This is a genomic window from Nostoc sp. ChiVER01 (assembly GCF_034531155.1).
Classification (GTDB): Bacteria; Cyanobacteriota; Cyanobacteriia; order Cyanobacteriales; family Nostocaceae; genus Nostoc.
In genome coordinates this window covers 73037-96345 of record NZ_JAVRBS010000025.1, presented here as the reverse complement: position 1 = coordinate 96345, position 23309 = coordinate 73037, and the positions used below count along the sequence as shown (strand labels likewise).

General features: G+C 42.2%; 21 protein-coding genes. 13 read left to right on the top strand and 8 right to left on the bottom strand.

The annotated features are described in order from the left end of the window. Positions 1–90 precede the first annotated feature (90 nt). The 10 genes from RMY00_RS26885 to RMY00_RS26840 all read left to right on the top strand — a co-directional run bounded on the left by RMY00_RS26885 (position 91) and on the right by RMY00_RS26840 (position 11007). Positions 91–231: a hypothetical protein gene (locus RMY00_RS26885; RefSeq protein WP_322650483.1), complete on the top strand. Its 141-nt coding sequence runs from the start codon at positions 91–93 to the stop codon at positions 229–231. 127 nt (positions 232–358) lie between these two features. Further along, complete coding sequence (locus RMY00_RS26880) at positions 359–1342, top strand: DUF5895 domain-containing protein (protein ID WP_322650463.1); 984 nt, start codon at positions 359–361, stop codon at positions 1340–1342. Between the two features lie 80 nt (positions 1343–1422). After that, positions 1423–2799, top strand: a complete 1377-nt coding sequence (dnaN, locus tag RMY00_RS26875) for a DNA polymerase III subunit beta (RefSeq protein WP_322650462.1) — start codon at positions 1423–1425, stop codon at positions 2797–2799. Between the two features lie 66 nt (positions 2800–2865). Further along, complete coding sequence (gene dnaX, locus RMY00_RS26870; RefSeq protein WP_322650461.1) at positions 2866–4227, top strand: DNA polymerase III subunit gamma/tau; 1362 nt, start codon at positions 2866–2868, stop codon at positions 4225–4227. A gap of 247 nt (positions 4228–4474) precedes the next feature. After that, the gene (locus tag RMY00_RS26865) at positions 4475–5395 is read left to right on the top strand and encodes a hypothetical protein (RefSeq protein ID WP_322650460.1); all 921 of its coding nucleotides are present in this window, start codon (positions 4475–4477) and stop codon (positions 5393–5395) included. A gap of 11 nt (positions 5396–5406) precedes the next feature. Then, positions 5407–7224 carry a 3'-5' exonuclease gene (locus RMY00_RS26860; protein ID WP_322650482.1) on the top strand — a complete coding sequence of 606 codons (1818 nt, stop codon included), beginning with the start codon at positions 5407–5409 and terminating at the stop codon, positions 7222–7224. A gap of 271 nt (positions 7225–7495) precedes the next feature. Then, positions 7496–8278 carry a hypothetical protein gene (locus tag RMY00_RS26855; RefSeq protein WP_322650459.1) on the top strand — a complete coding sequence of 261 codons (783 nt, stop codon included), beginning with the start codon at positions 7496–7498 and terminating at the stop codon, positions 8276–8278. A 144-nt stretch (positions 8279–8422) separates the two neighbouring features. Then, positions 8423–9382 (top strand): DNA polymerase III subunit delta, encoded by a 960-nt coding sequence (holA, locus tag RMY00_RS26850; RefSeq protein WP_322650458.1) that lies wholly within the window; start codon positions 8423–8425, stop codon positions 9380–9382. Then, the gene (locus RMY00_RS26845; protein ID WP_322650457.1) at positions 9379–10254 is read left to right on the top strand and encodes an AAA family ATPase; all 876 of its coding nucleotides are present in this window, start codon (positions 9379–9381) and stop codon (positions 10252–10254) included. The genes holA and RMY00_RS26845 overlap by 4 nt, the downstream gene beginning before the upstream one ends. A gap of 78 nt (positions 10255–10332) precedes the next feature. Beyond that, a complete protein-coding gene (locus RMY00_RS26840) occupies positions 10333–11007 on the top strand; it encodes a hypothetical protein (RefSeq protein WP_322650456.1) in 675 nt (224 codons plus the stop codon). Here the strand turns inward: RMY00_RS26840 and RMY00_RS26835 are convergent, their stop codons facing one another. Together RMY00_RS26835 and RMY00_RS26830 are read right to left on the bottom strand one after the other, a co-directional pair. Then, a complete protein-coding gene (locus RMY00_RS26835; protein ID WP_322650455.1) occupies positions 11008–11706 on the bottom strand; it encodes a hypothetical protein in 699 nt (232 codons plus the stop codon). A 41-nt stretch (positions 11707–11747) separates the two neighbouring features. Continuing rightward, positions 11748–12926, bottom strand: a complete 1179-nt coding sequence (locus RMY00_RS26830) for a hypothetical protein (protein ID WP_322650454.1) — start codon at positions 12924–12926, stop codon at positions 11748–11750. Between the two features lie 237 nt (positions 12927–13163). Between RMY00_RS26830 and ssb the strand changes: the two genes are divergently transcribed. After that, a complete protein-coding gene (ssb, locus tag RMY00_RS26825) occupies positions 13164–13547 on the top strand; it encodes a single-stranded DNA-binding protein (RefSeq protein WP_029631537.1) in 384 nt (127 codons plus the stop codon). 73 nt (positions 13548–13620) lie between these two features. After that, positions 13621–14040 (top strand): hypothetical protein, encoded by a 420-nt coding sequence (locus RMY00_RS26820; protein ID WP_029631539.1) that lies wholly within the window; start codon positions 13621–13623, stop codon positions 14038–14040. A 229-nt stretch (positions 14041–14269) separates the two neighbouring features. Here RMY00_RS26820 and RMY00_RS26815 read toward each other — a convergent pair whose 3' ends face one another. Both RMY00_RS26815 and RMY00_RS26810 read right to left on the bottom strand, forming a co-directional pair. Further along, positions 14270–14560: a hypothetical protein gene (locus tag RMY00_RS26815; protein WP_322650453.1), complete on the bottom strand. Its 291-nt coding sequence runs from the start codon at positions 14558–14560 to the stop codon at positions 14270–14272. A 10-nt stretch (positions 14561–14570) separates the two neighbouring features. Continuing rightward, positions 14571–15530: a ParM/StbA family protein gene (locus tag RMY00_RS26810; RefSeq protein ID WP_322650452.1), complete on the bottom strand. Its 960-nt coding sequence runs from the start codon at positions 15528–15530 to the stop codon at positions 14571–14573. 1153 nt (positions 15531–16683) lie between these two features. Between RMY00_RS26810 and RMY00_RS26805 the strand changes: the two genes are divergently transcribed. After that, on the top strand, positions 16684–16848 hold the full coding sequence (locus tag RMY00_RS26805; protein ID WP_322650451.1) for a hypothetical protein: 165 nt from the start codon (positions 16684–16686) through the stop codon (positions 16846–16848). 211 nt (positions 16849–17059) lie between these two features. On the opposite strand, the gene RMY00_RS26800 is transcribed toward RMY00_RS26805, so the two are convergent. From RMY00_RS26800 to RMY00_RS26785, 4 genes are all read right to left on the bottom strand, one after another. Next, positions 17060–17272, bottom strand: a complete 213-nt coding sequence (locus RMY00_RS26800) for a hypothetical protein (RefSeq protein ID WP_322650450.1) — start codon at positions 17270–17272, stop codon at positions 17060–17062. A 41-nt stretch (positions 17273–17313) separates the two neighbouring features. After that, on the bottom strand, positions 17314–18465 hold the full coding sequence (locus tag RMY00_RS26795) for a ParB/RepB/Spo0J family partition protein (RefSeq protein ID WP_322650449.1): 1152 nt from the start codon (positions 18463–18465) through the stop codon (positions 17314–17316). Between the two features lie 3 nt (positions 18466–18468). Further along, on the bottom strand, positions 18469–19272 hold the full coding sequence (locus RMY00_RS26790; RefSeq protein ID WP_109013390.1) for a ParA family protein: 804 nt from the start codon (positions 19270–19272) through the stop codon (positions 18469–18471). Between the two features lie 281 nt (positions 19273–19553). After that, positions 19554–23249, bottom strand: coding sequence for an NB-ARC domain-containing protein (locus RMY00_RS26785; RefSeq protein ID WP_322650448.1), 3696 nt, complete (start codon positions 23247–23249; stop codon positions 19554–19556). Positions 23250–23309 lie beyond the last annotated feature (60 nt).

Below are 23309 nucleotides of genomic sequence, written 5' to 3'. Positions count from 1 at the left end.
ACACTTAACGGCGTTGTTGCACGATTGGAGAAAATGGTAAATTATACCTATCCCAGATGCGCTTTGTACTAAGACCCCGACAGCCTAAGTATGAACACAAAAGCCAAAGCCAACTATAAAGTTCGCAACTGGAAAGAGTATGATGCAGCACTAAAGCTTCGAGGCAGTATTACTTTCTGGGTGAATGAGGAAGTGATTGAGCAATGGCACAACGAACAGAGGACAGAATGATGAAAACTGTATCTAAATAGCGAAAAATTAATAAATCTTTCAAGTCGTCTTCATAACAGACGACTTTTATTTTTTACAACGGCTTTTTGCTTTACGCATTAAAGATTGATTTCAATTAATTAAAATTATGGCAAGAAATCAAACAAAGCCTAATACTGAAGAAAGCGCAGCGTCCGAGTCAGAACCTCCTCAACAAACCGTTCAGAATGGGGCAAACATACAAAAGCGTAAATCAGCTATTTCTAAATTTGCCAATCCTGAGTACAATGCGCCGATTAGCAACATCTGCATCTGCCAAGTCATCAACCACATGGAAGCAGAAAAAGTTGGGTTGTTTATAAAAGATAAGTATTTAGCAGGAATTAACTGGCAAGGACAAGAACCTACACACAAGCACACCTTCTCCAGTGGCACGCCAGAAATGGGAGTGTTGTTGCAATCGCCCAGGATGCACATTCTTGATGTTTCTCCCAGATATATTGAACAGCGCGATGATGGCAAAATTGTGGGGGTGTACGAATCACCTGATGGGTACGAAATGTACCAAGCACTCGGCAAAGATGCCGCAGTATTGAGACGGTTCTACTTGTTGCAACTTGTCGATGAAAATAATAATAACTTGCACTCAGTACCAATTGTCTTGTCAATCAAAGGCGTTGCATCATCAAAATTTGGCGAGGCTTACAAACAGTTCCAACGCGAACTAGAGGTTGCATTCGCCCGATTTACTGATACAACTGTCGCTGAAAAACGTGCAGAGTTTCATCGCCTTGGTGCATTTCAACCCACCTTCACACCATCCCTTGAACCGAAAGAAGCAGTTAACCAAAGAGATAAATCTTGGGTAGCAGTTGTCACTTCCTACAAATCACCAAACCCGGATGGCAGCGATTTTCTCGAATTCTTCTCAGAGGCCAAAGAAATCGATATCCAAACAACGATGCAGGCAAATCCCGAATTCTCTCACCGCATCGGTAAAACATCAACCGTTGTAGCAGAACATAACCGCCTCATAGGTGCAGCCGATATGCCAATAGCAGCACTTCCTCCTAGTACAGCAGGTCATGATTATACAGCATACAGTACTGAGATGGAACAACTGCCTTACTAAAACAAACTACCTCATCTAAGCAAAAAGGGTGCTAGAAATAGCGCCCGTTAAGAAATCATCCACTAAAAACCAAGTAACAAATGAAACTAACCATTGAACAATCTAAACTCGCAGAAATTCTAGAAACCGCTTACCTCGCAATCAGTCCTAAACCCACTGACCCAATTTTAGGAAATATCTTACTGATTGCAGACGAAGACGGGATCGTATCAGCAACAGGTACAAACCTTAACCTCACAATTCATACTACAACCACCGCTAACGTCGAAACTTCAGGTCAGGTAGCACTCCCCGCCAAACTATTAACTGACACTGTTAATAATGTCAAAGGAGAAATTACCCTAAAAGTAGAAAACCAAGCCTGCATAATTACTCACAATAGCGGTAAGTGCCGACTGATTGGCGGAAAACCTGACGAGTTCCCAACACTTCCAAAGGCAGAAAATCCAATAGAGATAAACTTAAGTGCAAAGAAACTCCAAGCCGCACTTGAAGGGACACTCTATTGCGCCAGCAGCGACGAAACCAAGTTAGTTTTAACTGGTGTCAACTTTAAAATTGATACTAACAAATGGCAAGCTGCTAGTACAAATAGTCACAAATTAGCGCTAGTAACAGGAACACTCGATAGCGAATATTCTGACCCAATCAACTTCACTGTTCCAGGTAAGTCACTTGGCGAGTTAAACAAAATTCTCTCTCAAAGCGCCGATACGAGCGTCTGCAATATTCTTCTATCAGATAGAACTATCGAGTTTAGCCTTCCCAATACAAAGCTCATTTCCCGACTTCTGGAGGGAGAATATCCCAAAATCAATAGCTTGATTCCCCGGTCGTTTGAGTATGAATTTACATTAGAGCGCAAGGGATTTGAGAGCGCGCTGAAGCGGGTAAGTTATCTAGCCGAACGCAAGCAAAAGGTTGTCAAAATCCTCTGGGAATTGGAAGCTACACAGGCAACACTATACACTGAAGCTACTGATATTGGGGATGCAGTTGACTCGGTACTGATGAAGTCAGTAACTAGCAATTCAGAAAACATCAGTATTGGATTAAACATCGACTACCTTATCGAAGGATTAAAGCATATCAGTACTGATGAAATCGTGGTGCGGTGCAACAAACCCACGCAACCAGTCATTGTCTGCCCAATGGGAGGACTGCTCAATCAGTTGTATCTGGTAATGCCTGTAGAAATCAAGCAGGGGTTTGAAAAGGTAAATAGCCAAAGTACAAAGGCAAAAGTTAGCGCTCAAAGTGAGTCTGGCACTGAAGAAGTAACAGAGGTTAGCACTCAAAGTGAGTCTGGCACTGAAGAAGTAACAAATGTGCCACAGGCAACAGACGATAGTGAAACTCCTCAAATAGAAACGCAATCTGTGGTAGCCAAAGATACTACCAAAGGTAAGTTAACCTCACGATCGCCACGAACGAAAAAAGAAGCGGCGACTGCCTAAAAAATCAAACTTCCTACCAACCACACTGGTAGGGAGTAAATAAAACACCCGTTTATCATCAAAATCATGTACCAACCACTACATCTCAAGTACCGCCCCCAGACCCTTAGTGAAGTAATCGGGCAAGAACATATCGTCCGCACTCTCATAAATGCGATACTCCCAGGAGGGAGTCACTCTGCGATCGCGCAACGCCCGCCTTCTCCTAAAGGAGACGCGCAAGGGACGGCGATCGCACTCCACAAGATTGCACCCGCCTATCTATTCAACGGCCCCAAAGGTACAGGCAAGACTAGCACCGCCCGCATCATGGCTAAATCCCTCAACTGCCAGTCAACCGATGAGCCGACAACCAAGCCCTGCGGAGAATGCAATTCATGCAAGGGAATTACAGCCTCTTCTTCACTGGATGTAACTGAGTTAGATGCTGCCAGCAATAGCGGGGTAGAAACAATCCGCGAGTTAATTTCCACTACCCAGTTTGCACCAGTTGAGGGAAGGTACAAAATTTTCATTATTGATGAATGTCATGCCCTAAGCAGTCAATCGTGGCAAGCACTCCTCAAGACTATTGAAAATCCACCCCGTCATGTAGTTTTCATCTTCTGCACAACTGAAATACACAAGGTTCCTGAAACTATCATCTCGCGCTGTCAAAAGTTTGATTTTAGGAGAGTAGGACTAGAAACACTTGTTCAGTATTTATCAAAAGTTGCCCAGAACGAAAACATCAACATTAACGCACCTGGTATTTGGGCGATCGTCAAATCTTGTGGGGGTTTTATTCGCAACTGTCTTGTATTGCTCGATCAATTGAGCAACCTGGGAGTAGATGAAATCACGCCAAACTGGGTTTGGGAATTATCAGGTGTTGTTCCCGAACATGACCTACTTACCCTAACCGAAAATCTTGCTAAAGGAGACGTAACAGCTAACTTACAAATCCTCCAAGACTTAATCGAGTATGGCAAAAACCCATTCGTCATATACTCAAGTTTAACTGGGTTTCTCAAAGACCTGCTAGTGGCTAAAACTGCCCCTGATAATAGACAAATTACTCAACTGGAGGAAGACATTTGGCAGGAACTCGTTACTATTTCTCAGATGTGGGAACTAACCCAGATTCAGGCAAGTATTGCCCTGTTAATGTCAAGACAACAGTTAATGCGTGACTCGGAGGCAGCTAAACTTTGGTTGGAAGCGACACTCATTGAGTTAAGCAATATCAAAGAAGAAAAACAACCTTGGACTAATTGGAAAACAATCCAAGATGCTATAAATTGGGGTAAGGAACAACTCCCACATTTATCTCAATCTGAACTCGAAAGGCACTGGAACAATCTTACTCCCATTAAAGGTAAAAAAGCACCTGCATGGGTACAACTGGTACAAGAGCTTCAGATGAAGTCTCAATTACAAACTGCCTAATTCAAATGTTCGTCACTTTGTAAAAACACTTACTTTCCCCAATAAAAACTTTGGGGAAAGATTTTTTCAGGCTTATTCAAAAATTACATTAAATATAATAGACGTGCATCTACAGCAATATCTACCTTGTGCAGTAAGCCTCAATATTAATAAAGACTGTCCTGACTGGGAAGCAAAAAATTAAGATATCAAGCAATACCACAACAAAATTTAACAACTGGCATTGTGGAAGTATCTGATTAAAATTATGCCAGTTGCAGCAATTAGCCTTCGTACAGGACTTGAATTACCAGCAGCGATCGCAGATTTTGATACGTATATTGACGAATTACCGCGATGCTCCAAATGTTTTGGCGAATTATGCCTTGCCAAAGGTGAAAAAATGCCACCTTACTGGAGGCATTTTCCAGGCGTAGGAAATGAATGTCCCGATAAATCAGAAATTAGCGGGGTTATCTATTCCCATCCTAAAACCTTAGATCGTAAACAAACCCTCGCATTATTTAAAAAACGTTTTCTCGAAATTTTAGATATAGCCATTAATGGCACACTTACTATCGATGGACTATTCGCCACCAGACAGCTATCAGAACAGATCAAGGGAAGTTCAGTTCAATGCAGTAATGGAATAGCACATTTTAACGACTGCCTGCTAGAGATTGACAGACTTAGAAAAAACCTTGACTGTATTTTAGCGGTTGCCTCTAGCTGTGCCAAAAATTTATACAGCAATGACTCAATTAACGAATGGAAAGTACCAGAAGCAGAAAAAATCCAAATGCTAGAAATAACAATTGCTTACAAACAAACTCATGAACGATGTGTAGATGAAGCGTGCAAATATATATACAGCAATGGTAGGCAAGACCTTCTCAAAGAATTAGTAGCATTTGCATGGCTGGAATACAATTCAAAGCTTAAAAACACTTACAACCAATTAAAAGTACGCGAATTTCCAGTATGGCTGCTTACAGCAACAACATCAATATTAGCAGCAGTACCCTGGTACAAAATTATGACCGCACTATTAGAAGAAAAAGAACCACATACGCAGCCGCTTTCAATATTCGCACTTCCTAATAATCTAGACATAATTTTTGAGGTATTTTTATCGTCAAAAAAACCACCAACTAAACCACAAGGATTCATGCCAAAAAAGAGTAATTAATTTTGGATATTATGAATTACAACCACCGAGATTTTATTACCAAATCTGGTAATAAGATTATCGTTGATGAGGAAAAACTCGACATATTCTGGTCAGATACTACCCCAATACCTGAGTGGCATCCCACAGTAAGTATTCCGACCTACAGAACGCTCAAAACTCTGGTAGTCGATATTGAGACGGCAGGGATAAACCCAAGAGAAAATCGTATCTATGCAATTGGCTGTATGAGGGAGATAGGAGAGATTGCCATCTTTATGGATCAAGCCGAAAGCAAAATCCTCCTGGAGTTTTTCAAACACCTAGAAGCAAGCAAACCAGAAGTAATTTACACCTACAATGGAACAGAATTTGACCTACCGTTTCTCATCACCCGCTGCGAGTTACATGGCATTTCTCATCCATTTGGAATTGCATCTAAGAAGCGCACTATCCGAACTGCCCAAGTACGCGGCGAACCACTGGAAATTCGAGAGGTATTCATCCGCAACTGCCTGCACGTAGATATCTTTATCTGCGTTCTCAGGTGGGATTTTGTCGCCAAGGAACTAACTAACGGGCGATCGCTTAAACAGGTGGTACTAGAAATGGGATTGCGTAAGCAAGCGCGACTGGTTCTCCCCTATGAAGAAATTCTCGCCTGCTGGAAAGCCGGTTCTGGTAGTAGGGGATGGCAGAAAATCAAGGATTACCTTATTTACGACTTGGAAGATACGCAACTCATAGCTAACAGACTTGTACCCTCATACCACTATGAAGCACTGGTTGTACCGGGAATGAACCTCCAGCAATTAGCCCTCGCTGGTAACGGCACTAAGTGGAAGCAAATATTCTCGCATCACTACCCAGGATACAAACCCAAGCCCGACCGTAAGTATAAATTCCAAGGGGGGATAGCCTACTCTATTCCAGGACTATATAAAAAGGTTGGATACATTGATATCAGTTCTATGTACCCCACAACCATATTGTCGAAAGGGATTGTCTCTCGTAAGGATACAAAACGAATCGGCTTGAGCATCTTGCAATATTTGGTAAATGAAAAATCAAGGTTGGAACAAGTTGCCAGCACTGGAGACAGTGTTGCCAAGGAAAAAAGAGAATCCACCAAAGTTTTAGCTAATTCTCAGTTTGGGTTCTTCGGAACATCGGAACTCACCTTCAACGATATGGAAGCAGCCGCCTTAGTAACAGCTTACGGTCGGCGCATCCTACAATTCATGATTGAGGTAATCAATAATGCTGGTGCAACCCCTGTAGAAGTTGATACTGACGGGGTGTTCTTTACTCACCCCAACCCAGAAAAAGTATATGCCACACTTCAGTCTCAATTACCCAAAGAGATAACCGTCAAATTAGAGTTTATTGCCAATGCAATGTTTATTCCGCAAAGGGGAACTAAGAACTATCTGTTATGGCTAAAAGATAACTGGATTATCCGCAAAGGTAGTTGGAGAAGCCGTTCTCGCTCAAAACTAGAGAAAGAATTCCCTGTTGAATATCTAACCTACTTAATCCAAAACCAATCTACAGCAGAGGAATATTTCAGAGAAGTAAAATCGCAGATTTTATCAGGAAAATACCCGAGAGAAAAACTCTGCATTACTCGCAAAATTCGTATTGGTGAAAAAGAACTTCTTAAATTAGGAAAACCTGGTGATGTAGTAATTTACTATTACGGAATCAGAGGTATTACTAATACCAGCACAAATGAGAGCTATTCACGTCAATACTATCTTGACATTATCGAAAAAAGGCGAGAAGAAATCCTCAAAATAGCCGCTCCTGAAATACTAGAAGGGAATGAACGTCAGTTATCTCTTTTCTAGATCAATAAACTTGATATTTAACCTAACAACTAAAAATAATAAATATCAAGTCTTTTTTCAATTCATGAATTCTCAGCATTTTGTAAAAATAACAAATATTTACAAGCAAATCAGCTTTTATTAAAGTATTTTTAGGCATTCTCACAAATAAAAAATATATTGTCCATACTTAGATTAGTAAACACAGTATCAGTCATTATTTAAATGATTAAGTTCGTTAATTTATTGATGTATTAATGGAGATATTTTTCTTAAACTGGAAAAGTAACTAATGAAAAATAAATCCTCATATCGCAAGCCCAGGCTTAATAAAAAACAAAGGGCTTGGGTGAACTCATTCCTTGCATCTCACCCTAATGCCAGAGTTAGAAATATCTATGAATTAGATGGCGATCGCATTGTTGAAATTGAGTGGTGGGAAAATACAAACCGAATAATATTAGACCCAAAAACCTACATTCAAGGAATTATCAGCTACAAGATGCGGGTCAAACTAAGGAAATTTGGCGATGCAAGAAAAACAGCCGAGTTCTCGTACCGGATCACCCCGCCAGAAAAACGAACTGCATCATGGCACTTAACAGGTCAACTTTCTCTAGAACTTCCTCAGTGTTACGAAGTTGCAGACCCAAACAACCCAGTTATCGTTAAACCAAAAAGGAGGAATACTAAAACCAATAAAGTTAAAAAATTAATTCAGCACACTCTTCCTCTATCAGGAATTAGTGCCCAACTTCATACTATAAACATCGAAGATGGTGGTGTTCCCTTATCCGAACAAGAACTATTACTAGAAAGCGTATCACACCTAAATCTAGATACTGGTAAAGAGACTAAACTTCCAGGAGCTATAGTCAAAATTCTTTCCCATAAAAAAGCTAGCTTAAAGGAATGGGAAACAGCTATTGCGCTATATGAGGTAACTGGTTCTAGTGGAGTAATAGAATATCTCCAACAATTAGATTCTTGGCGGAAATATTTGGGTACTCAACCAGTAGAAAACCCTGCTGATAAAGTCTCAAATCAGAAGTCAGTAAAGTCAGTACAAAATTAAGTGTAAGTATTTGCTGATTGCTATATTTTGCTAGCGGCTATATAACAAATACTAAGGATATGGAAAGAGTTAATACTAACTCTTATTTTTTTAAACCACCGCTTCCGACTAACGCCTGATAAACAAATGTTTATCTAATCTATCATGACTGTATATCTATACTACGGCGAAGATAGCTACTCACTCAATCAAAGAATTGATTATTTAGTGAATCAAAATGTTCATGCGGAATGGAAAGCTTTCAATTACGTCAAGCTATCTGGAAATGAGAAAAATATTGCTGCCAAAATCTTTACTGAGGTTATGACCTTGCCCTTTGGAGAAGGTAACAAAATTATTCATACAGACAGCGACTCTCTAATTGGAAGTTTATCAAATGAAGATAATAACCAAGAACTTGAAAATCACCTTTCCCGAATACCGTCAAGCAATATTCTTCTAATTACTGGTAACAAAAAGCCAGATTCGCGCAGGACAGTAGTAAAAATTATCCTAAAATATGCCCAACAAGAAGAGTTTCCCCTGATCTCTAGTTGGGATAAAAAGGGGATAGTTAACTTGATAGGAAAGTATGCAGCTATCCATCAAGTTAAACTCACTCCAGATGTCACTGATTACCTAGCTGAAGCAATTGGCAATAATACTGCACGAGCCGATAGCGAATTCGCTAAACTTGCTGTTTATGCAAGTGGAAAAATAATCTCTGTTGAGGAAGTAAAACAGCTCGTTGGCAATCATAATACTGACTACCTAAAGCTTACTATTGCTATGTTAAGGAATCATCCAAATTTGGCAGTAGTGCAGGTATCTAAACTACTAGATAATAATGAACATCATCTCAAAATAGTAGCAACACTTACCTCTATTTTCCGCACTTGGTTAATAACCAAAGCTGGGGTAGAAACTAAATTATCTGATACGAAGATTGCAGAAATAGCCGAACTGAAAAACCCCAAAAGATTGTATTACCTCAAAGATGAAGTCAAGTTTGTAGGCGTTCAAAAGCTTAAAACCAGCCTTACTTTACTTGTACAACTCGAAGCTGAACTCAAAAGCGGAGTTGACAACCTAACCAGTCGAATTGCTGAAATTTGTACGATATGAGAAACAACCCATTTACAGAAATCACCGGACAGCATACCGCCAAACTTCTCCTGACTGAAGCAATCGAACAGAATAAAATTGCTCCTGCATACCTATTTAGCAGTCAAGTTGAGGGAGTAGGGAAAGGAAAAACCGCTTTGGCGATCGCAAATGCCATACTCCCAAGAGGGAGTCGCTCCGCGAAGGCAGGAGAAAATAACCATCTAGACATCTTACAAATCAAACCAACCCATCCCGAAAACACCCCCCAGCAGAAAGGTATACCTGCTATTCGAGTAGAACAGGTGTGCGAGGTCATTGAATTTCTATCAACTAGTGCAGTCAAGGCCAAGCAAAAGGTGGTGATTATCCACGAAGCAGATATGCTTAACCCTACCGCCGCCAACAAACTTCTCAAGACGCTGGAAGAACCGAAAACTGGAACATTTATCCTGATCTCGTCCTATCCTCAAAAGCTATTACCCACTATCAAGAGTAGGTGTCAAATCATACCTTTCCAAAGGTTAACTAATGAGGAGGTTATCTCTGTTCTGAAAGACCAACAAATTGAGGTAACAGAAAAAATACTAGCTATCAGTTCAGGCAGTCCTGGTCAAGCGATCGCCAACATCACAATGTTAGCTTCCATCTCAAAAGAAATCACAAGTCAACTGGAAGTACCTCCTGACGATATCCTCAACGCACTCAGTTTGAGTAACTCCATCTCAAGCTGGAATCACGAGACACAATTATGGCTGCTTACCTACCTGCAACACGACTGGTGGCAGAAATTAAAAAACACTCAATTGCTAGCTAAATTTACTCAAGCAAGGAAGCAATTGCTGCATCACGTTACTCCTAGAAGCGTTTGGGATAACCTACTTCTGCCATAGCAAAACACACCCATTATCAAAAAGCACTGCCAGTTATAAGTATTTCTAGCTGGCAGTATTTATTTACACATAAAGAATATGAACCAGCAGCAAAGCTTATTCGATGTCGAAGAAACCATCCGTAACAGCAAAAGCCAAAAAGCTAGCGAAATTCTTACTCCTAGCACTAGAAAGATACTTCAGTTACTAACCAGCCAAGGGATTAACAAAGTTATAACAGCCAGTCTACTTGATCTAGCAGGAGCAAGTCATGAAATTGTTCAATACATCGTCGGGCCAATTGTAACTCAGCAGAACGGCTGGCAACAGTCAATTCCGTCTTGGGTAGGAAAAGCGATCGCAGTTGATAGATTAGATGCAGCATTAGAAGATATAGACAAGGGAGAAGTAGGTAAACTCGCCTCTAGTAGCGAAGTTGTTGCACTTATGATGCCAATTGCTTTTGAAGTGCCACTATCATCTGAATGGACAGATGTTTACCTCTGGGCAAGTTATGATGCCCTCGTCAGGCACAGACCTTTTGAGAATTTCAAATACGATAAACTGTGGGAGAAAATTGGTACAACCCCGGTTCGTTATGAAAAAATCCGCTCTGATTATGAAACCCTAGCTGCTGATATCCGCTCCCGTGTAGTCAAACACGCGGCGAAAGAAGGATGGGGTAAAAAGTCGTCAAATAAGAACAAACACCCTGTTACAGCAACTTCAACTGAAAGTAATACTAAGATGGAGCAATTATCACTATTCTCATAATTAATTTTCAGTCCTTTTTTCAACACTCTTTTCAAAGTCCTTCCTCTCCTTTTCTGTGAGAGGAGGTAGTTCTTCTTTATAATAAAAATTACCTAATTTCTGACACTGATTGACATAAATTCGTCTTGCTGAATCACTCGCTCTCAAGTCCTGACGTAAAAGCAATTTAAACGATTTTTCACGCTCTTTCAATTCCTTCGCTGCCACAAGCATTTCTTGTGATATGGCAGGATTTTCATAAGTAGAAGAAAGTTCCTCACTTGATGAATAAACCTTTAGTTTATTGCCAGCAGGTTGAGTTAGAAGTCGCTGAGTGTTATACGAACGCCACAGACCCAACTTCTCGCGCCGTAGTGACTCAATTTCAACCTCACCAACTTGGTTTGGAGTACTGCGCCGCACGTAGACAAAACAACCTTTATCAGCTGCTATAGTTAAACTCACTTTCACACCATTACCATCAAAATAAAACAAGTCAATTAAATCGTTTTCTGCATTAACTTCTCCAAGCTTCTCTTTATTCGATAAATCAGGCAACGCTTCTGGATTTAGCGATGGCGTAGCATTACTAACATTAGCTGTGGATAATGATGGCGTAGGTGAAGAATTCGATTCTATAGCCGAGACTTTATCTTCTTTTTCTGGAGATGAACATCCAACGAGTAAGAGTAACAATCCTATAAATAAGTATTTATTCATAAGTAAAAATTTATATTTGTAAACTAATAATAAAATATTAATTATTGCTTCCCACTCAAGCGACCTGTTTGATAAAAATCACGCAGACTAGGGAAAACTTTTTCTAAAAGCCAGTTGCACCCAACTTCTGATTCAGGAATATTTGAAGCAGCCATGTAATAACCACTTCTGTAAGCAGCTACACCTAAACAAGCTTGTAAGCTGGATATCGCCCGTGAAGAAGCTGGAATAGCCATCAAATCTTCCAAATGACTGGGATGATAATTTTGTCCTACCAGCATGAAATAAACCAAAGTATGAACCAACCGTGATAAAACAACTGTTCGGTCTTGCCAACGTTCTAAATGAGACTCGATACAGAAGTAATCAGGTAAATCAGCCACCTGAGATTCATCATCAAGGAATAAATCGCTCTGGCTTTCGATAAAACTGGAATCCAGACCTATAACCTGTTTGAGAAAAACAAGCGTTTTCCCCCAACGTTCGTGTCCCTCAGTTTCAGGAGAAAACGCACCTTCTGAATACTGCGAACCGTACTTCTGTTGGAGTTGGACGACAGCCTCTTGATTGATATCACCCTGCCAATCAGATTCAATAAAAAACTCTTTTAAAATCTCTTGTAAATAGATGGGTGAAAACTCATTAATATCTGGAGATTCATCATCAAAATCGTCTTCATAAGTATCAACAATAAATTTCTCTAGCTCGATTTCTAGCTCTTGCTTTCCATTAACTGGTAGTAACGACTTAGCATCTTCTAACGATAGAGGAAAATCTAAATAAGGGTGGCCTTTGGCTAAGTAAGAATCACCTAAATCTGCTAAACTTTCAAGCGCGATAGTCCGGGCAAAATACTCATCTTGTGGATGCACGCATACTCGGTCTAGTTCCTTATCCACTAGCATCATGGTAATTGCCAGTAAGGCAAACCATGACGCATCGTGCAAACAAGTCGGTAAATCAGCAATTAAATCTACTAATTTCAGTTCTAGAATTTCTCTCCAAACGCCTATCCTAGCGGTATTGGAAACATCGCAAAAATGCTCTACATCTTCTCCAACAGATGTTTCTCCTAACCAGGTAAGATTTTCTACCCGCAAAGAAGATGAGTAGTCAGAAGTCAGCTGGTTTTGGCTATCCTCATCGGACTGTATCCATATCAAAGCCAAAAGCATCAGCTTACAAATACTTACTCGCTTCAGGAGAAGACATTCAGGCATAAGTCATTACTTATAATTTTTAGATACAGACCGGATTAATTGCGATACCACCATAGCACAGGGTAACTTGTCGTTCTCTAGTAAAAACCACAACTTTACGATAAACAAGGACAAAAAATAACTCATAAGTATGAATAAAAAAGAATGTGGTTTAAATAAAACAACTCGTCAAAACAATAAATCCTGAAAGAACTAATGCTGACGCAGCAATAAGAGAAATCTATAAATCCTCGCGTTATGAACTATATCAACAAAGTCATGCTGGTTGGCAGATGCGGACAAGAACCTGAACTGAAATACTTCGAGTCCGGTGCAGTTAAGGCTTCAATCTCTATTGCAGTAAGACCACCCTACAGAAGTGAACAAGCCCTTTGGTTTGATTTAGTCGCTTGGGGAAATCAAGCAGAAGTGATTGGAAATTACGTTCGTAAAGGAACCCAAATTGCAATTACTGGCGAGTTTGGATTTGATCGTTGGGCAGATAAAAATTCTGGGACTATGCGGCAAAAACCCGTAATTACAATCAACGCTATTGAATTGTTAGGTTCACCCCGTAAGGAAGAATCTACATCCACTTCTGCACCAAACGAAACACAGACTGTAGCTAACGCAAATTTCTAGGAAATTAAAAATCGCCTATGTACTATAAATCGTAGGCGATAAACCATCTAATCAATCTACAAATAAAACGAACATGATTCATAATACTGCAACTATCAATCTTAAGTCAGTGAACACTACCCACGACAAAGAAGGTTCCTTGATTGCCTTTGGGATCGCCGAATTCTACTACCGTTCCAAGGAAGGAGTAGTTGCTGACGAGATGCCATTCCGTTCCAAGGGCGCACCCGCCGTCGTTATTAACGAACAGGGGGAAGGCGTACACGGCACAGCAGAAGGATATCTCGATTTGCTAGTTGATAACAGGGGTGATTACAAAGAAAAGATTGCCACATTCGTAATCAGAAACTTTATGTCAGCACAACCCATCAACGAACTCACCCAGGTTAGTAAAACCCCTCACTCGCCTGAAACTCCCGATTTTGCCAAAGAACTACTCGAAGATAACGTTACTTCGACAGATGAAGACCTAGATCAAGAACCTCCGTTCTAGACCCAATTAACTGAATAATGCTAGTACATACAGGGTTACTTGTTAGTACTGGCATTATTTTTTTATAGAAATCCAGAATAAAAATCTACTGTTTGGTAGAATCGCTGACATTAACTCATCTTATATAGTACATAAATACTGAAATACTTACACAAAAGCTAAATTTAAAAGTTTTTTGACATAATTACCCCACGAGTTGGGAATTACCGTTGCCAACTTCATCTGACGGTTATAATTCAAAATCAAGACTGAATGTTTCGCTATCAGGCTCTTCTAGTTTTTGGTCTGTAGATAGCTGGGGAATTGGCTGCTGGAGTCTGTTTTCGTTAGTAGTAAGCGGCGTGAAAGCTACTTGTTGTGTGGCTAATCCAGCCTTTATGAAAACAAAATAGCAATCAATAATAAAATAAAGCGTCTCCAGGTAACTTTTACCTAGTTGTTGGGATTCTGCAAATATGCGTTCTCGGTAGTTTTCTTTGAGCCGAATTTTTACCGGAGCTAAGTCTTGTTTATCTGTCATTGTTATAACTTTACTTCCCAGATGTGTTTGGTGAATTCTTGCTCGTAATGGTTTTTGCCATTTCTAGAAGCCCAAAAACATTAGCTTCTACCGGGTTGTCCAGTATTTTGAACCCGTTTTTCTCCAGCAGCTTCTTAAATCCTGGTAACAGGCAGCCTCCACCTATCGCCCAGATTTCATCCCCTTGGTGCTTGGCATCAAGTGTTAGATTCACCACTTTCTTCAAGTATTTTTCATACCAATCTTTTAAAGAAGCACTGTATATATCTTTGATATCGATGTCACGGCTGTATCGGGTATGCCCCATTTCCAAACAAAATCGGATTTTGGATGGATCTCCGATTTTTCCGCCATTCAAATGCTTCATCTTTTGGGAGATATCATCGATGAGAACTTCTACACCTATAGGGTAAGCAGTGTGAACTTCTCGCTGACCCCGGTTGTAACGAGAATATAGGGTTGTTCCATTACCAAAGTCTAAAATGGTTAATTTTTTTGGCAGTGGATGCCCAAATAATGCACCCATCCCCTCTAGAACGACTTTCAGCACTTCTACTTTCACATCTGATTGTTTGCCGGCAAGTATCGGCTGATATTCCCCACTTAGTACTTTTTGTAGTTCTTCAGCCAGACCAACATCATGTAAGCTGACGACTAATTTTAAGTGCCAAGCCTTACGGTGTGGCAGATGTGCCAATGCACCGAATAATGTCAGCAATGCATTGTTGACTTTATTTTCATTGTTATCCGTGTTCCGGTCAAAATGATAACCTGTACGGAAAGCTGATTCCCCAACAGTGTAAGCAGTACCGTTAAAAACTACCCGTCCGGGTACATCTTCCATGTCGGCTGTGGAAATATAGCTTGGTACACGAACTACTTCAAAACCATCGACTAAAAGTTTTAGGCTTCCATAACCGTTATCAAAGCCAGCAGGAAAAATTTTTTGCAAGATGTGAATGTTTGACATAGGGCCAAGTCAATACGTTTTGATTTGTGAAAGTTATCTGTTCAGATTATCTAGGGAAGCAGGAAAGCAGGGGAGAGAAGAATAACTTGCTATGAGTCTTTCCCCAGAACTCTGCCCCTTCCTTCTCTAACCTCAAGAGCTTATCATAACCCCTTGGGGGCTAAGTGGGGTACAAAATGTCATTGACCAAATATACCCCACTTAGCCCCCACTTAGCCCCTGCATAGGTGTCAAATTTTCCTAAAAGTTCTAGCCTATCTTTGGGGTACATATAGCCCCCATATAGCCCCCATTAAAATTTTTAAAATCTTTTCTATGAACGTAGTAGAAATTAACTTACAAAAAAATAGAGAAGAAGGAATAGAAAACTTTAGTTGTGGTCTAAAGGCCACTTAAAAAAATATTTATTTCGAGACGCATAGCGCGAAATACAAAGTGCAGAGGCGGAGTGTCTCTGCCTCCGCTCCTTGCTTAAATCCCACGTTTCAAAACGTGGGTTCTCTACACCCTCTGAAATGGTTGACTGTTTGATTTATACTCTACTGTCAATATCTTTGTTATAAGGGAAATACCGAAAACCCTTGAGAAACAGCAACACAGTTGCGTTTTTCGTACTTCAGGCAAGGAATGAAGGCTAAAAAAGGCGTTTACGCCTGAGCCAATATATAGTACAATTGAACTCAACAGGAACGGTAATTAACCTGTATAAAAACCCAACTGCCTAACGGCAATCTGCACCTTGGCAACTGAAGATATGGGGTTCTATTCCACAGTTCTAGCTCCTTTCCAGGAATAGGTAAAATCTTCATGGAGACTAGACAATCAGAATTTAAATCAAGCAAATTTTTGGACTAATCCGACTACCGAGGGGCACTCGGAAAGTTAACGCTTGGGGAGAGAACCACCTCTGGGTTAGATACCGCAAGGGGTCTAATTTAAGTGGACTCGCTGAACCAAGAATCTCCGTGGCTTCAGCCCGGAGAGTGTCAATAAATTAGCTTCCCGCCCCACAAGATGTCTAGCCAAGCTTTGATACAGTTGGAATTTACCTACGAAAAATTGGTCGCTTTCCGAGGCTATTGCCAGAGTAAAAGATTGTCTACACAAGACTTGTAAGGTCAATGCAAAACTTGATAAGCAAAACGATTCTCAAGTGCAACGACTAGAGCGTTCCCAAACTAGGGCTGCACTAGCTATCGAGGTAAATAAAACAGAAGCACAGTTAACCCAAATCCAAAAGCTTGGTCAACTAGCTAAACAAAAAATGATTACCGCCAACCTCCGGTTAGTGGTTGCGGTAGCTAAAAAACGTCGCTGAAGTAACCTGGAATTTTTGGATCTGATTGAAGAGGGAGCAATAGGTTTGCTTTCATCCTGTGGAGAAGTTTAACCCCAATCGGGGATATTAGGACGTGGACAAGACCAAATTAAAGATTATTTGGTTTTTTGAAACCTATTTATGTCCAAGCAGAAGGAATCGCTGTTGTAGAAAGCACTTCTTCCGTACTCAGTCTAATAGCAGTTTGCTCTTAGTTGGGGCACTTAACCTTAATTTGGATGATTGAAGTCCCTCCATTATATTCTCCAACTACAGGCTCACCCGTAAACTCACAAAGTATCCTCTCTTGGCAGTCTAGCAATCTCACATGCTGAAACCGTTCGGCTGATAATTCTGGTTTGACTCTGCGGGATTCAGGCGAAAGCCGTTTGGGTAGTTTAGATGGGCACTCGATAGATTTCATGGACATCTCCGATTCAGTGAACTAAGTCGGACGAGATAGTATTAGTCCAACTTTTTCCGAATCTCTTTTGCCTTAGCTTCTAATACAGCCAATAAATCTCTCAGTTGCTCTTGCTGGATATCTTCGACCTTAGTTGCTGAGACATCTCGAATTAGAGAACTGATTTGGTGACTTGGTTTAGGTTTTGTTTCAGGAGCATGTTCAGCAATAGTTTGGGCAACTAGAAAACGAGTTTGAGCGACTGTTAGCCTTTCTTGCAAAACTTGTGATGTAGCATCTTCTCGGATTTTAAGAGCTTTAGTTTCTTCAACTTTTAAATTTTTAGAATTTAGTTTTTGGAGTGACCGAGCATGGTTTGCACCAAGTCCTGATTGTCTAATCGCAGTTTTTAAGTCTTCTGAAAGCCGTAAACAAGGAAAGACATTTGCATCTACTGATGCTGGATTTTGTTGAAAACGTAGTAATAACAGAAGAATACTTTGTTCTATTTCGTCTAAATTAAATGCTTTAATGCCTTCTGACTGCTCTTTTCTAGTTAAAATAACCAATTCAGTTAATTGGGGCAAAAGTTTTTTTGCGTTTAATCTAGCTATTGCTCTCCTAAGTGCTCTAACTACTTCTTCCTGTTCAAATTCCAAAGCTAACTTAGCCTGTTGAATCAAACCTTCGGCTAAATCTAGCTCATTCAAGCTTTCTCGGTGAAGACTAGTTAATAAAGTGCGTGCATGTAATTCCTCTTCAGAAAGAACTTTCTGAAGCATCACCGCATCAAGTGTTTCAATTTCTGGCTGTAACTCTTCTGCAACTGATCTCCATCTCCGTTCTCCATCAAAAATGAGATTTCCCGGTAGTAAAATAATCGGCTGTTGTTGCCCTTCCTGTCTAATTGAAACAGCCATACTCCGAATACTATCCGAAGTAAATGTTTGCCTTGCTTGTTTCGGATTGGGTTTTATTTCACTATAGTGAATCTTAAAAATTCCAGATGCTTTCAAATGTTCTCGTAGGTCTTCAATAGTTTGATTGAGAACTGTACGTTCTTCTTCAGCAAGCTTTCCCTGTGCTTGTTCATCTTTTAATCTTGTAATCTCTGCCTGTAAATCTTCTACTCGTTCTTCAAGCTCAAATATCTGTTGTGAATCAGCAGCAGAAGCAAACATTCCAAGTACACTCGGGTTGTTTAATTTTGTCATCGATTAACCTCTTATTAGCTTAAGTTCGTTAACTAGTGCATCAACAATTGGCAGAAAATCTCCTCTTGCCTCTTTGCCTGGTCTGTAAATTCCCAGAGGTAGCCCTCTACCAGAAGCATTAAGAATATCAGCTGATTCTCGAATTGGGCTAAAATACTGAATTCCCAAATTCTTACAGACTAGGGGAAGTTCCTCAACAATACTTCTATGCGCTCCCCAATCACTTTTCCAACGAGTAGGAACTATACCTAATATTTTCGGAGTCGGTTTCAATCTCAGCCGCTTGCAGTTGAAATAGTACCACTCAATCATCGCCGCAGCACTTTGAGAAGCCTTGTATTCAGGTTGAATGGGAATTAACACGTGGCTAGAAGCTGCAAGAGCAGTCAGTGGTAAAGGCTCCAATGTTGCAGGACAATCGATAATTACAAAATCGTGAGATAAGGGGTAATCACTCAACCGATCTGCAAGAGTATAAGCTCCACGCAGATCCTTTGAAACTTCCCGAATTGTTTCGTGTAATTCTTTTCCGCCTTTACAAACTTGAATTTTGTCAATCTTACCTTGCCAAGCTGTAACTAAAGGCCAGTTCCCATTGAAGTCTGGATGGTAAACATTAGCCATTGTTCCCTGAGTTTTAAATTCTCCCAATCCGCAAAATAATGTCAATGATTCGTTAGGATCGATGTCTAATAGTGCCACTGAATAGCCACGAACACCCAATTCATACGCAAGATTGTATGAAATAGTACTTTTTGCCACTCCTCCAGCGTTTGTTTCAATCGAAAGGGTCAAATTGGCAGGCATAATTTTTTCTCTTTCTTGATTACTATATTTCCGACTCCAGTCATGAGATAACGTTATATCAGTTTGTGCAAATAATTTTGAGATAATGTTATATCATTTTTCTAACAAGGATTGCTATCAAAAAGATGTTTACTGCAAGTAATCATCGACCTAGCTAGATGCTTAAGCCAGGAGGGTGACTTAGGCATCTAGCTAGATTTACGGATATTTGCAACTTCCACTCAATACGTTTCATCAGTTATTAGATGAGATCGAACACAAGAGCAGTTGCTGAGATCACCTTAATACTCAATTGCCCCTAATGCTTTTAGGGTAGACTTTTGAGCTACTGTCAACCCGGTCGCACCCTGAATATTCATGCCTTCATACAAGCGATCGGCTCTCAGCGTTTTGAGGCACTCACCGGTTGCCGGATTCCACAGTTTAATGGTTTCATCCTGACTACCACTGACCAAAATTTCCCCTGTACCGGACGGCAGGCTTACGTCAACCGGACTGAACTGAACGGAACAGCCCCGACTGATATGCCCTTGTAGTACTTTCTGGCAGGTGCCGTCTCGGACATCCCAGAGCCGAATGGTTTGATCGTCACTGCCACTAGCTAGGATACGACCATTGGGGCTGAAGGCAACGGAGCGAACGCCGTTGGTATGGTCGCGTAATGTTGTCAGGCAGGTGCCGTCTTGCACGTGCCAAAATCGCACTGAGCCGTCCATGCTACTCGTCGCTAGAGTCTGACCATCGGGGCTAAAGGCAACGGACAAAACCCAACACGTATGTCCATGTAGAGTTTTGAAGCAAGTACCATCTCGGATATCCCAGAGCCGCACCGTGTGATCATTGCTAGCACTTGCGAGGGTGTGTCCGTCAGGACTAAACGCGACTGCCCAAGCCCAATTCGTATGTCCTTGTAGGGTTTTGAGACAGGTACCATCTCGGATATCCCAGAGCCGCACCGTGCGATCGTTGCTGGCACTTGCGAGGGTGTGTCCATCAGGGCTGAAGGCAACGGAAAAAACCCAACCTGTATGTCCTTGTAGGGTTCTGAGGCAGGTGCCGTCTCGGACATCCCAGACCCGCACGGTTTGATCGTTGCTGCCACTCGCCAGCAGTTGACCATGCGGGTGAAAGGCTACTGCCCAGATCCAACTGGTGTGTCCTGGCAAATCCCTGGAGCCAGTTTCCTGTTGCAGATCCCAGAGCCGCACGAGGGCATCATAACTGCCGCTGGCTAACGTGGAGCCATCTGGACTAAAGCTGACTGAAGTGATCCCACTGGTTTGCCCCTGGAATGTCTTGAGACAGGTGCTATCCTGGACATTCCACAAGCGAGCGGAACGGTCTGCACTGCCACTCACGAGGGTTTGACCATCTGGATTAAAGGCAACTTTCCAAACGCAACCGCTATGATCTTGCAACTGCTTCAAGCACGTGCCATCCTGCACACTCCATAATCGCATTGAGGCATCTTCACTGCTACTGGCCAGCGTTTGACCATTGGGACTAAAGCTGAGTGAGGTAACCCAACCCGTATGCCCTTGCAGGGTTTTGAAGCAAGTACCTGTCTCGACCTGCCACAGTCGGATGGTGCGATCTTCACTCCCGCTGGCAAGCGTTTGACCATCTGGGCTGAAGCTAACAGTCCTGACCCAACGGGTATGTCCTGGCAAGGTTTTGAGGGTCGTTCCGTGAGCAACACTCCACAAGCGGATGGAAGCGTCTTCGCCGGAACTCGCCAGCAACTGTCCGTCGGGACTAAAGCAGACTGAAGTGACTCCACCCGTGTGACCTTGCAAAACCTTCAGGCAGGTGCCGTCCTGAGCATTCCAGAGCCGAATCGTTAGGTCATCACTGCCACTTGCCAGCAGTTGACCATCGGGGCTGAAGGCAATCGTCCAAACCCGATGAGAATGACCCCGCAGAGTGTTGAGGCAGGCTCCTGGGATAGGGTTGGCATCCCTTGCTTCAGACAGGTTTGCAGGATGGGACGGCTCAAAATCGAGGCTCTGCACATCCCACAACCGAATCAACCAGTCATGACTGCAACTGGCTAGCGTTTTGCCGTCGGGACTGAAGGTGACTGCCCAGATCCAACCCGTATGTCCTTGCAATGTCAAAATCGGTTGACCATCGACCACTCGCCACAGGCAAATCTTACCGTCTAAATCGCCGGTTGCCAGCAAACTACCCTCTGGATTAAGGCTGACTGACATGACGCTACTTAAAGTCTCTGCAAACACAGAGGTTGCTAAATCAGCGTTGCGAAAATTGACTCCTGCCAGGTTGACCTGCCGCAAGTCGGCTTGCCAAACGGTGAGCGCTGAAAAGTCACAGCCGCGTAAATTGCTTTGCAACTGCACCAGTAGATTGAGGAGATTACCAGCCAGATAGTTGGGCTGAGGTGCTTGCTGTTGCTGCTGCAACAGAATTTTTAACTGCTGTTCCAGGGCTTGTGCATTGCCAAACTGAAGCAGCAATTGTTCAGCGATCGGCTCCACAATCAATCGCTTTTGCATCTCTCGCACATAGTCTTTTGCCTGTGCTCTCATCAGCGCATGGGTTCTGAGTTGCTCTGGCGTTTGGCTGGAAATTTCCTCAGCAATGCATTGCACGAACCGATTGGTGGCATACTCCAGCACGACAGGTTGGAGAAAGAACTGCTCACCCTCTTTTTCGATTAGCGATCGCCGCAATAACGACTGCATTGCATCCGGTAGTCTGCGCCTAGAAGCCTGAGTTACCAAATCCTGATTCAACTTGGAAAGCGAGACAGGTTCCCGATTAATCGCTAACTCAAACAGCATTTCCTGCTCAATCTCACTCAGGCGATCGAACTGGTGCTGGAGCAAGTCGCGAATATCATCAAAGACCGCAAACCCTTGCTGCACATAGTTCAATATTTCAGCAATGCTACCAGTAAAGAGATCCTGAGTTGTGGCTGCCACCAGCTTCAGCGCCAGGGGGTTGCCACCGTAATGGGTGACTAATCGCTCCCATTCTGAGTCGGTTCCCGCGAAGTTTCCTTTACAGCGAAATAGTTCTTGTCCTGCTTCTGAGTTCAGTCCTTTGAGTAGGAATGTTCTGACTGCTTGCTGCTCCCCTTCCAGTGGCACAATTTCTCTAGGCTTTTCCCGACTGGTAAGCAGCAAGCAACTCTGATGGGGAACTCCCCCAATCTCCTTGAATAGCTGACCATAGCTCTCATAGCCTGCTCGATACTGTGCCGATTGTCCGGCACTCAGGATCGTCTCAACATTGTCCAGAATCAGCAAACAGCGCTTTTGACGCAACCCCGACCTCAGCTTCAGCAGTTTCCCATCCAGACTGCTGGGTACAGCGACATCCTCTCCCTGCGCCCGCAATAGCAGTGGCAGAACTGTCTCTAACCACTCTTCAAACGGTGGGGCATTTTGCAGCGATCGCCACACCACCACCTCAAACTTGGTTTGAATCTGCTGCACCAGTTTGACAGCTAGGGTACTTTTACCGATTCCACCTATCCCCAGCAGTGCCACGACTCGACAGCGCTCTGTCACAATCCATTGCTCCAGGGTCTGTAGTTCTCCAGTTCGCCCACAAAATTGGGTAATATCCATCGCCTCTCCCCAGTCAGCCCATATCTGAGGCAAAACGGTAACAGTAGCGGTGGCTGGAGGTGCGGCATTCGGTTGTTCAATGCCTAGAGTCTGGGTTTGGGTGGCATCAATCAGCGATCGCCGCCACTGATGTTCTAATGCCCCGCGAAAGTTAGTTTTACTAACGGGTTCCCCGCAAGCTTGCTCCAGCAGGTTCCAAAGTTTAGGGCCGACGTTGCGCTTGATATAGCTGATCGAGTAGCCAGACAATTCAGCAATTTGCTCATAGGTCTGCTCTTGTAGGGCACCTAGAAGAATGGCGACTTCTACTTCATTGAGCCGTCTACCTGCTTTGGCGAAGACAACGGAATTAGCAACATGCAAGGCATCTTCTAAATCCATCGTCTTTTACTCCATTAATGGTAGTGGACTGATTTTACCACCAGTTTAGGTGAACTTTTT

What these genes read in the sequence shown, in the direction of transcription:
- RMY00_RS26885 (WP_322650483.1), top strand. Translation starts at nt 91, where the DNA reads ATGAACACAAAAGCCAAAGCCAACTATAAAGTTCGCAACTGGAAAGAG.
- RMY00_RS26880 (WP_322650463.1), top strand. Translation starts at nt 359, where the DNA reads ATGGCAAGAAATCAAACAAAGCCTAATACTGAAGAAAGCGCAGCGTCC.
- dnaN (WP_322650462.1), top strand. Translation starts at nt 1,423, where the DNA reads ATGAAACTAACCATTGAACAATCTAAACTCGCAGAAATTCTAGAAACC.
- dnaX (WP_322650461.1), top strand. Translation starts at nt 2,866, where the DNA reads ATGTACCAACCACTACATCTCAAGTACCGCCCCCAGACCCTTAGTGAA.
- RMY00_RS26865 (WP_322650460.1), top strand. Translation starts at nt 4,475, where the DNA reads ATGCCAGTTGCAGCAATTAGCCTTCGTACAGGACTTGAATTACCAGCA.
- RMY00_RS26860 (WP_322650482.1), top strand. Translation starts at nt 5,407, where the DNA reads ATGAATTACAACCACCGAGATTTTATTACCAAATCTGGTAATAAGATT.
- RMY00_RS26855 (WP_322650459.1), top strand. Translation starts at nt 7,496, where the DNA reads ATGAAAAATAAATCCTCATATCGCAAGCCCAGGCTTAATAAAAAACAA.
- holA (WP_322650458.1), top strand. Translation starts at nt 8,423, where the DNA reads ATGACTGTATATCTATACTACGGCGAAGATAGCTACTCACTCAATCAA.
- RMY00_RS26845 (WP_322650457.1), top strand. Translation starts at nt 9,379, where the DNA reads ATGAGAAACAACCCATTTACAGAAATCACCGGACAGCATACCGCCAAA.
- RMY00_RS26840 (WP_322650456.1), top strand. Translation starts at nt 10,333, where the DNA reads ATGAACCAGCAGCAAAGCTTATTCGATGTCGAAGAAACCATCCGTAAC.
- RMY00_RS26835 (WP_322650455.1), bottom strand. Translation starts at nt 11,706, where the DNA reads ATGAATAAATACTTATTTATAGGATTGTTACTCTTACTCGTTGGATGT.
- RMY00_RS26830 (WP_322650454.1), bottom strand. Translation starts at nt 12,926, where the DNA reads ATGCCTGAATGTCTTCTCCTGAAGCGAGTAAGTATTTGTAAGCTGATG.
- ssb (WP_029631537.1), top strand. Translation starts at nt 13,164, where the DNA reads ATGAACTATATCAACAAAGTCATGCTGGTTGGCAGATGCGGACAAGAA.
- RMY00_RS26820 (WP_029631539.1), top strand. Translation starts at nt 13,621, where the DNA reads ATGATTCATAATACTGCAACTATCAATCTTAAGTCAGTGAACACTACC.
- RMY00_RS26815 (WP_322650453.1), bottom strand. Translation starts at nt 14,560, where the DNA reads ATGACAGATAAACAAGACTTAGCTCCGGTAAAAATTCGGCTCAAAGAA.
- RMY00_RS26810 (WP_322650452.1), bottom strand. Translation starts at nt 15,530, where the DNA reads ATGTCAAACATTCACATCTTGCAAAAAATTTTTCCTGCTGGCTTTGAT.
- RMY00_RS26800 (WP_322650450.1), bottom strand. Translation starts at nt 17,272, where the DNA reads ATGAAATCTATCGAGTGCCCATCTAAACTACCCAAACGGCTTTCGCCT.
- RMY00_RS26795 (WP_322650449.1), bottom strand. Translation starts at nt 18,465, where the DNA reads ATGACAAAATTAAACAACCCGAGTGTACTTGGAATGTTTGCTTCTGCT.
- RMY00_RS26790 (WP_109013390.1), bottom strand. Translation starts at nt 19,272, where the DNA reads ATGCCTGCCAATTTGACCCTTTCGATTGAAACAAACGCTGGAGGAGTG.
- RMY00_RS26785 (WP_322650448.1), bottom strand. Translation starts at nt 23,249, where the DNA reads ATGGATTTAGAAGATGCCTTGCATGTTGCTAATTCCGTTGTCTTCGCC.